Raw genomic sequence first — 12896 nt, 5'->3', positions numbered from 1 at the left:
GTAAAGGCCCCGGATTGGGTCTTGCCAGTCGGGCGTGTTTCCACGCTTCCCATCGCGTTTCAAAGGCAGGCAATAAGGAATGTGCATTCGCAGCTCCCTTCAAAATTGGTTGGTGTTGGAGGATCACTGCGGATAATCTCATAAGAAGTGCATATTCCTATGTTTTCTAATTGAAATTGAGATTTCAAAAATGAAACGAAACATCGACTGGGAAGATTTGAGACTGTTTTTGGCCGTCGCCAAAGCCGGTGGTCTGGCTGGAGCCGCAGACAAGACAGGTGTCAGCGCCGCAACGCTCGGGCGACGCGTTTCGTCTCTTGAAAGGAGCTTGAATGCACGATTGGTTGAGCGCGAGGCGCGTGGCTATCAACTGACATCCGCAGGACAAAAACTGCTGATGCAGCTTGAAGATATGGATCAGGCCGCTCAATCCATTGCCGCCTGGCGGGACACGGGCCAAGCGCGACGGCGTATTCGGATATCTGCAGGCGACTGGACCATGCGGCTTTTGATGGACAATCTGGACGGCTTCTGGACGCCGGACTCAGGTTGGGTGCCAGAGCTTCTGGCCGATCCAAGGAACAGGGATGTTGCCCGACGGCAGATCGACATCGGCATCCGCAACAAGAGGCCGAAACAGGAGTGGCTGGCTGGCAGAAAGGTCGGAACCGTTCGGTTTGCGGCATATCAGTCAGACAAAATTACCGAAGATCAAAAAATCGGCTGGGTCAGCCCGGTTGAAAAGGAAGCTCTTTTTCCAACCGCTGTCTGGATGATGGAAAATCACGCCGCCGACGTGACGATCACGGTGAACAGGGCGTCTTTGGCGCTTTCTCTGGTCCGGCAGGGACATGCGCGCATGCTGTTGCCCATGTTTGTCGGCGAGGCTTACCCCGATCTTGTTCGGGTTTCGGAACCGGTTGAAGAGCTTGAAACAGAACGCTGGCTTGTCATGCATCAGGACGAACGCCATGAGCCCCTGATAAGGCAGGCTGTTTCCGCACTCGCCAAGTTGTTGAAACGCGACCCTTTGTTGCGGCCGGAGTTCTGAACATGTCCGGGAGACGTATCTGAAAACGACCCGAAAATGCCTCTCCTTGAATCAATTTTAACGAAGCGCCATATTTAATACTGAACGGAGCCTGTCTCCGGTCCGGATGCCTTTAAGAGGGTCCGGGCGCAAGGTCGCTTCGACAAGGACTTTGAGGATGTCACGCATGTCAGCGTTTTCTAGCCCGTTTATGCTCGGGTTCGACGATATCGAGCGTGTGCTCGATCGCGTTTCCAAGGCCGCGAATGACGGATACCCGCCCTATAACATCGAAAGACTTCCGAAATCCGAAGGTCAAGGTGATATAATCCGGATAACGTTGGCTGTGGCCGGCTTCACCAGAGAGCAGCTTGATGTCTCCGTTGAGGAGAGTCAGCTTGTGATCCGAGGCCGGCAGGTAGACGACAAATCCCGCCAGTATCTGCATCGCGGCATTGCCGCACGGCAGTTCCAACGGGCATTTGTGTTGGCCGAGGGGATAGAGATCCTCGGAGCTGACCTCAAAGATGGCCTCTTGTCCATCGACCTGGCACGTCCCGAACCGGAACGTGTTATAAGAAAAATAGAAATCTCCAGCGGCGAATAGACCCTCGTCGACCAACTTATGGAGAATTGACTGATGCACGACCCAAATAGCCCGGACTGGGCAGACGGCGCAGATCTCACAACCGCCATGTCCGTCGACGAATTGACGGAACTGGGTACCGGAGATGTTGCCTATATCAAACCGATCAAAGCGCGGGACCTGAAGGAAATGTTTCCGGAAGTTCCACCGCTCCACGACAACATGACGCTTTATGCGCTTCTAAATGCGGACGGCACGCCGATCCTGCTGGCTGACAGCCGTGAAGCAGCCGTTGCCAATGCGTTCGAAGCCGACCTTGAAATGGCTTCGCTTCATTAGACAACACTTCAGAAATTAAACAAAAACACCGGCCGATTGGCCGGTGTTTTTGTTTATGGCATAGGCACCGTCCAGCTAACGCAGACGATGTTGTTATCTTTAGGTAAGCGCCTGTTCCTTGCCAGCGGGCCTTGTATTGGAAGCTTCATCGGCGTCTTCGCGGTTTGCCGGCTTGGGCATGTCGGGGGATCCACCCGATTGAACCGAGGGCGGTTTGCGCCAGGGTTGGCTCTTGTACCAGGAGACCACATAGGCCACGAGAATGAGCGCCAGAATGCCGAGCAGATTGCTCAGGATCTGAGGCAACCAATCACCACGCCCCCAGACCATGTCACGGAGCAAGGCAGCAGCCTGAGCAATCACGAGGCTTGCCATGAAAACGGCGAGTGATTGCTGACCAACCTTTTGGACGATCCTGACAAACCGGCCCCAGAGAACGCCATGTCCGAGCAGATGCTTGCCATGTTCACCGGCCGCGACCCAGGCCAGATAAGCCAGAGCAAGGAAGTGGAGATAGCGGAACAGGCCAAACTCGGTCTTGATCCAGAGCGGACGGATCATTTCACGTACGTCCCGCGCCCAAACCACATTCCACTGATGTTCGCTATGGATACGGAAATAGGCAAAAGGGATCGTGACGACGACAATTGCCGCGCAGAACAGGATCAAATTGCGGTTTACGGGCGGTGCCGGGATCCAGCCGCGCATGAAGGCAAAACCGGTGAAAAACAGCATTTGCCAGGCGAACGGGTTGAAAAACCATTTTCTGTGTTCGCCTTCGGAATTGACCCAGGGCTCTGCCGGAAGGTCTAGAAAGCCGAACTGAGAGGCGAGCCAGAGACCGATCGACACTGCAAAGGCGGCCGCAACAGACACGCGTGAGGCCAACATGATCACAGGGATCAGTGCCAGGATCACGATATACATCGGCAGAATGTCGAAATAATTGGGCACCCAGGTCAATGTCATCAAACCGGGCAGGGCCACGACAGTTTTGTTGTAAAGATGCCAGAGGTTCAAGGACGCGACATAATCCTGGGTCAGGTCGCAGCATTCTTTGAGATAGCCACTTTCGTGGATCATCACGAGCCCGACCGCGATCACCAGAATCTGGCCGATATGCGCCCAATAAACCTGCCACATTCGATGCAGAATGCGGGCGGTTCCCATACCGATGCCATGCACATCGAAGATCTTGCCGAAGGCGATGGCGGATGCCATGCCCGAGCAGAAAACGAAGATTTCCGTGGCGTCTGAGAAGCCGAAACGCGCCGGGATCCAAAGAGTCCACCAGTTCCACGGCACATGGGCAACGTAAATGATGAACATTCCGATCCCGCGGAAAAAATCGAGCCGCGGGTCACGGGGGCGTTTCGTCTGGTGATGTGCGTTCACGTCAGGTCCAAAAAATGTGGCTTGCAGAGGCGGGCGGTTATTACACCGATCCGGCTGCCCTCAGGCTGTCGTCTTCCATGACCCGCTCTGCGCGTTGCATCTTGTCGCAGACTTCAAGCCGCTGTTCGGCAAAACTGTCAAGGGCGCCGCGCTTGTGGGTGCGGCTTTTGATCAGATTTTCTGCTTCAGAGGAGAACCCGGCCCGCAAGGCAGCGTCAATGGTGATCCGTTCAAAGACATCGCGCTGGGCATGGGAACCGCCAATGATGTTCAGATTGTCCCTGGCTGAAGTCAGCAGTGAAAAGGCTGATGCATAGTTGCCCTTGCGGTATTGTTCCAGTCCGAGCCCCGTCGGCAAACCGGCCTCGGCGGAAACCCGGCCGATATCCGTTTCGCTTTGCGCCCGTTCCTTCAATCCGTTGAGCAGACGATCCGCACCCATCCGGCGGCCGCCGTTCAGGAGGCAGAGGAGATAGTGCAGGTCGGCAAAGACATTGCAGCCGTCTTCGGCCCGTTTGTCGGACAGAAGCGCCAGTTCATCCCAGCGAGGGCCGACATTGACACCTTCCAGTTCCAGTCGGACGAGAAGCGATGCGGCATTTGAGATGTCGCGGTAGTCGTCGGTCTTATCCTTGCGGATATCGTTGTCGTAAAGCGCGAGCGCTTTGTCAGCTTCGCCCTGGCTGAGATACATCAGCGCCAGATGCCACCACACGTGATAGCCGAAATTGTTGCAATGTGCCCATCCGTTCGGATGGTTTTCCAGCCAGCCGGCGCCCTCTTCGGCACGTCCCGTCATATCGTGAACGTGGGCCACGGCGTGAAGACCCCAGGCGTCGTCCTTGGCAAACTCCAGACCTCTGCGGCCGGACGCTTCCGCCTGACGGTAGTCACCGGTCTCTTCAAGCGAAAAGGCGCGGCATCCGAGCAGGTATCCGTATGAGGGATGGTTTTCGTCATATGCGGAGAACACACGGTCAATCGATTGCCGCATCCCAACGGAATCGCCCAATACGAAGCGGATCGCATGGATGAGCTTCATCAGCAACGCATCTTGAGCATATTTGACGAGTTGGGCATCGAGGACGTCGGCTGCGCGGGTCGGAAACCCTTGAAGCCAGATGTCAAGCGCATCGAGGACGACCGTTTCGCGGTCGGTCAAAGGTGTGTTTTGAGCGGACGTGCGCGCCACCTTAAGGCATTCGCGCGCTGTTACGTAAAGCTCGCGCCGGCCGAGCAGTAGGCAGAAAAGACCGCGTGTGGCATGGCCGAGCGCAAAATCGGGCGCCAGGCTCAAACAGGTTTCAAGATGACCCGGCGTTGCCTTGCCATGAGCCAGGAAGGCATTCACAGTCGCATTCCAGGCCGCAACAGCGTCCTTGTCGGCAAGTGTTAAATCATACCCAAATTGATCGCTAAGACGCATGTCAGGCCTTTATATCTCTTCGGGCTGGTCCAATGCCGCGTTGTTCCCGCGTCAAGACGTTCGGCATCTGCCAGCCAATACTTTGTCACCGCTAAAATCTGCAGGCTTCACTTGAACTGCAAAACACAAAAAGGTGTTGGCAATGTGTAGGCCACCAAAAGATACTTTCGTTGCGAAATTATGGCCAATCGTGACACCGTGACTTTTGCTCTTCGAGAAATACGAAATCAAAGTGAATCGGGATCACACGGACATGACGGCCAGTTTGCAAAAGTCTCAACTGATGGTGACAGGCATTGCGCTCGCTCTCTTGGCCCTCGTCGCGATCGGCGCTTACGGAGAAGCCGGTTCCCGGCAAGCGATAGCAACGCTTATCGGCGGTCTGGCCGGTTTGTCCCTTTATCATGCGAGCTTCGGCTTTACGGCCGCATGGCGCCGCATCGTGACTGAAAGGCGCGGCGGCGGCTTGCGGGCACAGTTTGTTCTGATCCTTCTGACCAGCGCAGTTTCTTTTCCGCTGATCGCCTGGGGCGGGTCACTCGGTTGGCCAACGGGCGGGTTTGTCTTTCCGTTCGGCGTTGCTGCTGCGTTGGGTGCATTCATGTTTGGTATCGGAATGCAGCTTGGCGGTGGATGCGGCTCGGGCACCCTCTTCACCGCCGGTGGCGGCTCTACCCGGATGATGATAACGCTGGCGGCCTTTGTTCTGGGTTCGGTAGCTGCAACGGCGCATCTGCATCTCTGGGGAAGGTTGCCCAAATTTCCGGCGGTCTCCTTCGTTCGCGAATTTGGGCCTCATGGAGCTTTTTTGGCAACTTCGGCAGTACTTGGAGCCCTGGCCTGGTTGACGCTTCGGATCGAGAGGAGCGCTCACGGCGAGATCGCGCCTGTAAGGCGGACTGAGAGTTTTCTAAAAGGTCCCTGGTCGCCCATGTTGGGGGCGCTCATGCTTGCTGTTGTTGGCATAGCAACCTTTGTCGTGGTTGGCCGGCCGTGGGGCATAACCTCCGCGTTTGCCCTTTGGGGGGCCAAGGCCTTTCATGCCCTCGGCTTGCCGGTCGAAACCTGGCCCTATTGGACCTGGCAGCGGGGCGCACTTGAAAACTCCGTTCTGCGGGATACCACTTCCGTCATGGATTTTGGCGTCATTCTGGGGGCCATGGCGGCAGCGGCGCTTGCTGGCCGGTTCGCACCGATCTGGCATCTCAGCCGGCGTGATGTGCTGACTGCACTCGCCGGAGGCCTGCTCATGGGCTACGGCGCACGCTTGGCATACGGCTGCAACATCGGCGCCTATCTGGGCGGACTAGTGTCTGGTTCACTGCACGGCTGGCTCTGGCTCATCTTCGGTTTTCTGGGAAGTCTTGCCGGTACCAGGTTGAGGCTAAGGCTCGGCATGGGCTGAAGAAATCCCGGCACACCGTATTGTGAGTGCGTTGTGAGGGAGGTGGACACTAGGGTGCGGATCCAGGGGAACCTGAATTGACTATGCGAGTGCGGGAGCAAGCAATATGCGTCTATTGGTAAGTGTCTTTTTCTGGCTGGTTGTCACCGCTGGCGTCTCTCAGGCCGACAGCCTTTCGGACCGGCAAGGCTGGAAAGTCATCCCGACTGAGCAAAGTTATTCCGACCTGGTTGAAAGCGTCAAAGCGGCGGTGAAAGCCGAAAAGATGCTTCTTGTCACGCAAGCCAGCGCCTCGTCCGGAGCCAAAGGCCGTGGTTTGAAAATCCCCGGCAATCGCATCATGGGCGTTTACCGAAACGATTATGCCATCCGTATGCTGGAAGCCTCGGTTGCCGCAGGCATTGAAGCGCCTATCCGGTTCTATGTCACCGAGAACAGTGATGGCACCGGTACATTGTCCTGGAAAACGCCTGGATTTGTTTTTGCCCCTTATATGGAAGAAGGCGGGGAAGCGCTCGCCGAGCTCGCAGCTGAGCTTGATGGTGTCTTCCAGACAATTGCGGACAATGCTGTTGCCTCTCGGTAACAGACTTGTCTGATCAACGTCTCGAAAGCAGGGGAAACATGATTTTCGCCTTGTCTCGTTGAGATTTCGGCCTCACATTTATTGCGTCTGCAACAACTGAAAGGAGGTGTGCCCATGTCTAGTGAGTATCCGATCGTGGCCCGAAAGTCTGGGCGGAATGGAACGATGCTGGAGCAGCCTCCGGTTTTGAACGGTTTCGCTGGGATCTGATCCGGTCTTTCGGACACGTCGATCTCATGGGAGGGCCGCATTGCGGCCCTCTTTTGATTCCGAATGCCTATTTTATGAGACCGACGGCCTTGCGAACGTCCTCGTCACGTAAGGAACAGTCGACGCCCCGGTAGGCATCGCCGGCATTCGTGCACAGCCAGCAAATCGCTTCACCGACCCACTCTGAGGGTATGTGGACGGCCGGGTCGAGCTGACTGACCGGATTGATGCCCGATGCCTTGATATCCACCTGCATTTGTGTCGCAACGGTGCCCGGGCTGAGGCCGACCACACGCAGTCCCTTGTCTCCGAACTCCTTGTCGGCGCACCGTGTGAGCGACAGTGCGGCTGCCTTGGAAGAACAATACTGGCTCCAGCCTTCAAGGGCGCCAACGGCCGCTCCAGAGCTGATATTGACAATTGTTCCGGCGCCTTTTTCAAGCATGTGCGGAGCGACGGCGCGAATGCCGTGATAAACGCCTTTGACATTGATATCGATGACCTTCCCCCAGGCTTCGGGATCGGATGCCTCAATCCGTGAGATAGGTTCAATGACGCCGGCATTGTTAACGAGAATGTTGATATCGCCAAAGGTGTCCAGCACGAACTGTACTGCTTTTTCCACGTCCCCATAGTCGGCAACATCACATGTTACAGCCGCAGCATCTCCGCCATTCTTGCGAATGTCGTCAGCGATCTGCTCGATATCTGCGCTGCTGCGTGCCGCCAGAACCACTTTGGCACCATATTTGGCAAGGCTTCGGGCTGCCGCTGCGCCGATGCCTCGGCTGGCTCCTGTCACCAAGGCAACTTGTCCTGACAAATCATGCATATAACGTCCAGTCCTATCGTCTGTTCGGCTTTTTGCCGTTTCTTACTCTGGCGACCTTAGTGCCCCGCGGCTGTGGAATAAACAGCTGCATCGCAGCATCATCATGCAGATTGTGCACGAATGCGTGTTAGGTCTTTTGACCAGTGATCTGCTCGCGGCGTGTGTTAGCCGGGCGGTTGCTGTTGGACTGCGGTCAAACTGAACCGGGAAAAGGCAAAACCAATGGCCGCGGAAACTTCATCACTGAAAACAATTCTCCGGCAGCTCTACTTCGGGCACAGCACGAAAGCCAGGGTCTTTCGCTATGCGCTGCTTGCCTTCGATCTGATCACTATCGGCTATTTCGTGGTGTCCTCAGTTCTCGACCCGGCGCGGCTTCATCACGAGTTGGACTATGTGATCGCAGCCGTGCTGTTGCTTGACTATGTTGCCAGGATGATTGCAGCGGCCAATCCGGGCCGCTATGTCGTCAGCTTTACGTCTTTGGCCGATGTTGTCGTGATTGCATCTTTGATTGCGCCGGCCTTCCTGGAAAACTTCGCCTTCCTGCGTGTCGTGCGCATGTTGCGCCTGATGCGGTCCTATCATCTCCTGAAAGAGTTGCGCGATGCGTCCAGCTGGTTCAGGCGCAACGAGGAAATCCTCCAGTCGGGCGTGAACCTGATCGTCTTCATTTTCGTGGTCACCGCAATCGTGTTCGTGGTGGAAGATGACCGCAATCCAAACATCAACAATTATCTCGATGCGCTCTATTTCACTGTGGCGACCCTGACGACGACGGGATTTGGCGACATCACGATGACGGACAGTGTCGGCAGGCTCATGACCGTCCTGATCATGATCTTCGGTGTGGCCTTGTTTCTGCGTTTGGTTCAAACGATCTTCCGACCCTCCAAAGTCCGGATATCCTGCCCCGATTGCGGCTTGAACCGGCACGATACCGATGCCGTTCATTGCAAGCATTGCGGCCGGATACTCAAAATTCCCACCGACGGTTCCTGGGAATAGATCCGTACTTTGCAAGGTGGCTCTCTCCGACTTGTGAACGGCTCCGGCTGGACAAATTCCAGCCTCGCTCCAATGTTTGCGGGCGGGATGCCATTTCCTTTACGGCAGTCCACGAACCAGACGCGAATGGTGAGGAGCCGGAAGTGTTGTCGAAAAAACGGTCTTTCGTAAGCTGTGCTGCTATCTTGAGCGGCGTTATCCTGACAGGTGGAAACAACGCAATCGCCGACACCGGGTGCGGCGAAGAAGTCCCCTGTGAAATTGAAAACGGACAGTATTACATTCACCTTCCGGAGGCGCATGAAGACGGAGAGGCTCTCGGTGCGATCTTCTATCTGCACGGCCATCGTGGAAAGGCCGTCAATGCGATCCGCAACAAAGGCTTCCAGCGCATGGCCGATGAGCTCGGCGTCGCCTTTGTCGCGGTCCAGGGCGTAGATGGGACCTGGTCCTTCCCCACCGCACCACGAAACCTGCGCGATGAGGCTGTTTTCTTCGACAGTGTACTGAGCGACCTTTCCGACAAGTTCGGTGTCGACACGAACCGGACACTGCTGTCCGGGTTTTCATCGGGCGGCTTCATGACCTGGTATTTGGCCTGTCAGGACTCGGGAAAATTTGCCGGTTATGCGCCGATTGCCGGAGCTTTCTGGGAACCTTTGCCGAAAGACTGTCCGACAGAACCGCCCTATCTATTTCATGTCCATGGTACCAGCGATACCGTTGTGCCGCTTGCCGGCAGGTGGCTTGGCGGCGGTCAATGGAAGCAGGGCGATGTATTTGAAAGCTTTGATGTCTGGCGCCGGCAAAACGGCTTGTCGGATGCCGCGCCGCAAAAATTTACCGACGGCAAATTGACCTGCGAACGCTGGCAACCCAGCGAGGGCCTTTTGGAGCTTTGTTTGCATGATGGCGGCCACAGCGTTGAAGCAAAATGGATCAAGCGTGCGTGGACTGAGCTTGGCACCATGATGGGATGGACCGAAAAGGGGTGAGCGTTCACCGCGAACTGACAGGAATTTGAGCCGCAGTGTGCACGTCAGCGCAACGGTGCAGTTGACGCGGCTGCGCCCCTGTGGCCTTTTCCGACGAAATTCAGCACGTTTAGGTGAAGTGTGTCCCCATCCAGCCCCGCTCCCGGCGCTCTGTCCGGTCTTGTTGTCCTAGATCTGTCGCGAATACTGGCTGGTCCGACCTGTACCCAGATCCTTGGTGATCTTGGTGCGGAAGTGATCAAGATCGAGCGCCCGGGTCGCGGTGACGATACCCGCGGCTGGGGACCACCTTTCCTGAAGGACAAGGATGGAAATGAGACCGCCGAGAGCGCTTACTACCTGTCCTCGAACCGCAACAAGGCATCTGTTGCGATTGATCTGTCCAGCCAAGAAGGCCAGAGCCTGATTGCCGATCTTGCTGCCAAGGCCGATATCCTGGTTGAGAATTTCAAGGTGGGGGATCTGAAGCGGCGTGGTCTCGACTACGCAACTTTGAAAGCGCGCAATCCACGCCTCATTTATTGTTCGATCTCCGGCTTCGGTCAGACCGGGCCCTATGCCCATCGTGCTGGTTACGATTTCCTGATCCAGGGCATGGGTGGGATCATGTCGCTCACCGGATTTACTGACGAAGATGGCGGTACGGAAACCAAGTGTGGTGTCGGCATCGCCGACGTCATGTGTGGAATGTACGCAACAGTCTCGATTCTGGCCGCCCTCAACCACCGCCATTCAACGGATGAAGGCCAGCATATCGACATTTCCTTGCTCGACGCGCAGGTCTCCTGGCTGATCAATCAGGGCGTTGGGTATCTGGTATCCGGGAATGTGCCCGGTCGGCTTGGCAATGGGCATCCGACCATCGTTCCTTATGAGACCTTTCCAGCCGCAGACCAGTCATTCATCATCGCGGTCGGCAACGACACCCAGTTTCAAAAGTTCTGCGCGGTTGTAGGTGCGCCCGAGCTTGGTGCCGATCCTCAATTTGCCAAGAACGCGGATCGGGTACGAAATCGCAAGAAGCTGATCCCCTTGATCCGGCGTCTTACCATTGAAAAGACGGCAGACGAGTGGATCAAGCTGCTTGAAGAGGCGGGTGTTCCGTGTGGCCCGGTCAATGATTTGGGACAGGTCTTCGATGATCCGCAAATCCAGCAGCGCAACATGCGCATTACACTGCCGCATCCACTCAGCGGAGACGTTGACCTGATTGGATCTCCGATCAACCTTGAGAAGACGCCGGTTGGTTACAGGAACGCGCCGCCGTTGCTCGGCGCAGACACACAAGACGTGCTCGCTCGTCACCTCGGACTGACCGCAGAGCAGCTTTCGGATCTGGAAGCAAAAGGTATTTTGGATCTTGGGGCGGATGCTCCGAACAAAGGGTAAGCATTTCAATGACCACTGGTGCAGATATTATCGCAGGCAAACTTCACGCAGCTGGCTGCCGTCATGCTTTTGGCATTCCTGGCGGTGAAGTTCTTGCGTTGATGCAGGCGCTCGATCAGGCGGGGCTGAATTTCGTTCTGGTCAAACATGAAAATGCCGGTGGCTTCATGGCTGAAGGCGGATGGCATGCTGACGGCGCGCCGGGCGTGCTTCTGGCAACCATTGGTCCGGGCGCAGCAAATGCGATCAATGTGGTTGCCAACGCATGGCAAGACCGCGTGCCACTGATTTTCCTGACCGGCTGCGTCGATCAGGCCGATGCGGAAAGCTACACACACCAGGTTTTCGATCACCAGCAATTGTTGCGGCCAATCGTGAAGGCAAGCTTCTCAGCTCGCCTTGGTGCGCTGGACGTGATGATGGAAAAAGCTCTGGCAATTGCGCTCGATGGTCAGCCGGGGCCTGTGCACATAGATGTTCCGATCAAGGTCGCCGAAGCGGAAACGGAAGAGGGATGGAGCGAGCGCTTTTCTTCCGCACCTGTAGCCAGTGCACCATTTAAGGGACCTGACCTTGAAACGGCGCTAGCGTTGTTTGCCAAGGCAGAACGTCCGATCGCCATTGCCGGTGTTGATGCCGTGAACGAAGGTGCTTCGCTCGAGATCTCCAAGTTCTGCCAAACGTTCAATATTCCCCTTGTGACCAGCTACAAGGGCAAGGGTCTTTTGGACGAAAACAGCGATCTTGCACTTGGAGGCGCCGGTCTGTCACCAAAGGCTGATGGCCACCTGTTGCCGCTGATAAATCAGAGCGATTGCATTCTTCTCTTGGGCTATGACCCGATCGAGATGCGCATCAACTGGCGCAATCCCTGGGAGGAAACGGCGAATGTCATCGACGTGACGTCGGTGTTGCGCACACATGGCATGCACGCCGTTTCCGCAACACTGCGCAGCGCTGTCGCTCCGGCTCTGGAACTTTTGGCGGACGCCAGAAGCACGGAACAGCCTTCCTGGGCTGCCGGCCAACCGGCAAAGGTGCGCAAGGATCTTGAAGAGGCATTTCAACCGGAGCCGTCCGGCTGGGGCCCCGGCAGGGTTTTCCATACGCTGCGCGACGTCATGCCTGCGAACACGGTCGCAACGGCTGACAGTGGCGCGCATCGGATTCTGGTCAGTCAAATATGGCGCTGCCCGATGCCGAGGCAGATGCTCCAGTCATCGGCTCTTTGCACCATGGGCTGTGCGGTTCCACTCGCGATGGGCCACCGTCTTGTCGATGATCGGGCACCGGTCATCGCCTTTGTCGGAGATGCAGGTCTTGAAATGTGTTTGGGCGAGCTTTCAACGCTGCGCGATCTGAATATCCCCGTGATCATCTGTGTGCTGGTCGATACCAGTCTTGCGTTGATCGAGCTGAAACAGCGCGGCAGTCAAAGGCCGAATGTGGGTGTGGATTTTGGAGAGACGGATTTTCCGGCTGTGGCCGGCGCATATGGTGGGCACGGTGTGTGGATCGAGAGCGAAAACGATCTGAGGTCTGAAACCGAAGAAGCGCTGAAGCGCGACGGGTTTACCTTGCTGGCCTGTCGAATTCCCCGCCGAGCCTACGATGGGCTGTTCTAGGAAAAACTGAGAAACCAAGCCGATTTTTTGTACTTGGCTGATTTTGGATGGGCAATGCTCCTGATCCGAA

The 12896-nt window shown here is 56.3% G+C and carries 12 protein-coding genes; 9 read left to right on the top strand and 3 right to left on the bottom strand.

Going from position 1 to position 12896, the window contains the following annotated elements; all coding sequences use genetic code 11:
* The first annotated feature begins 190 nt into the window (after window positions 1-190).
* From FIV00_RS28355 to FIV00_RS28345, 3 genes are all read left to right on the top strand, one after another.
* On the top strand, window positions 191-1051 hold the full coding sequence (locus FIV00_RS28355) for a LysR family transcriptional regulator (protein WP_152503835.1): 861 nt from the start codon (window positions 191-193) through the stop codon (window positions 1049-1051).
* 157 nt (window positions 1052-1208) lie between these two features.
* The gene (locus FIV00_RS28350; protein ID WP_152503834.1) at window positions 1209-1637 is read left to right on the top strand and encodes an Hsp20 family protein; all 429 of its coding nucleotides are present in this window, start codon (window positions 1209-1211) and stop codon (window positions 1635-1637) included.
* A gap of 33 nt (window positions 1638-1670) precedes the next feature.
* A complete protein-coding gene (locus FIV00_RS28345; protein WP_247649307.1) occupies window positions 1671-1955 on the top strand; it encodes a DUF1150 domain-containing protein in 285 nt (94 codons plus the stop codon).
* 99 nt (window positions 1956-2054) lie between these two features.
* Here FIV00_RS28345 and FIV00_RS28340 read toward each other — a convergent pair whose 3' ends face one another.
* Window positions 2055-3350 carry an OpgC domain-containing protein gene (locus tag FIV00_RS28340; protein ID WP_209006742.1) on the bottom strand — a complete coding sequence of 432 codons (1296 nt, stop codon included), beginning with the start codon at window positions 3348-3350 and terminating at the stop codon, window positions 2055-2057.
* Between the two features lie 40 nt (window positions 3351-3390).
* Window positions 3391-4776 (bottom strand): tetratricopeptide repeat protein, encoded by a 1386-nt coding sequence (locus tag FIV00_RS28335; RefSeq protein ID WP_152503833.1) that lies wholly within the window; start codon window positions 4774-4776, stop codon window positions 3391-3393.
* 253 nt (window positions 4777-5029) lie between these two features.
* Between FIV00_RS28335 and FIV00_RS28330 the strand changes: the two genes are divergently transcribed.
* Window positions 5030-6181 carry a YeeE/YedE family protein gene (locus FIV00_RS28330; protein WP_152503832.1) on the top strand — a complete coding sequence of 384 codons (1152 nt, stop codon included), beginning with the start codon at window positions 5030-5032 and terminating at the stop codon, window positions 6179-6181.
* Between the two features lie 106 nt (window positions 6182-6287).
* The gene (locus FIV00_RS28325) at window positions 6288-6767 is read left to right on the top strand and encodes a DUF302 domain-containing protein (RefSeq protein ID WP_152503831.1); all 480 of its coding nucleotides are present in this window, start codon (window positions 6288-6290) and stop codon (window positions 6765-6767) included.
* Window positions 6768-7044: 277 nt separating this feature from the next.
* Here FIV00_RS28325 and FIV00_RS28320 read toward each other — a convergent pair whose 3' ends face one another.
* A complete protein-coding gene (locus FIV00_RS28320) occupies window positions 7045-7809 on the bottom strand; it encodes an SDR family oxidoreductase (protein WP_152503830.1) in 765 nt (254 codons plus the stop codon).
* A gap of 222 nt (window positions 7810-8031) precedes the next feature.
* Between FIV00_RS28320 and FIV00_RS28315 the strand changes: the two genes are divergently transcribed.
* The 4 genes from FIV00_RS28315 (at window position 8032) to FIV00_RS28300 (ending at window position 12826) form a co-directional block, all read left to right on the top strand.
* Window positions 8032-8817: an ion transporter gene (locus tag FIV00_RS28315; protein WP_152503829.1), complete on the top strand. Its 786-nt coding sequence runs from the start codon at window positions 8032-8034 to the stop codon at window positions 8815-8817.
* Window positions 8818-8960: 143 nt separating this feature from the next.
* Window positions 8961-9812, top strand: a complete 852-nt coding sequence (locus FIV00_RS28310; protein ID WP_209006741.1) for a PHB depolymerase family esterase — start codon at window positions 8961-8963, stop codon at window positions 9810-9812.
* A gap of 120 nt (window positions 9813-9932) precedes the next feature.
* Window positions 9933-11201, top strand: coding sequence for a CaiB/BaiF CoA-transferase family protein (locus tag FIV00_RS28305; RefSeq protein ID WP_152503828.1), 1269 nt, complete (start codon window positions 9933-9935; stop codon window positions 11199-11201).
* An 8-nt stretch (window positions 11202-11209) separates the two neighbouring features.
* Window positions 11210-12826: a thiamine pyrophosphate-binding protein gene (locus FIV00_RS28300; protein ID WP_152503827.1), complete on the top strand. Its 1617-nt coding sequence runs from the start codon at window positions 11210-11212 to the stop codon at window positions 12824-12826.
* Window positions 12827-12896: the final 70 nt, after the last annotated feature.

The organism is Labrenzia sp. THAF82, from assembly GCF_009363435.1.
Taxonomy (GTDB): domain Bacteria; phylum Pseudomonadota; class Alphaproteobacteria; order Rhizobiales; family Stappiaceae; genus Roseibium; species Roseibium porphyridii.
Note: the sequence above shows the minus strand (reverse complement) of the source record. Positions and strands in the feature narration are given on the sequence as shown.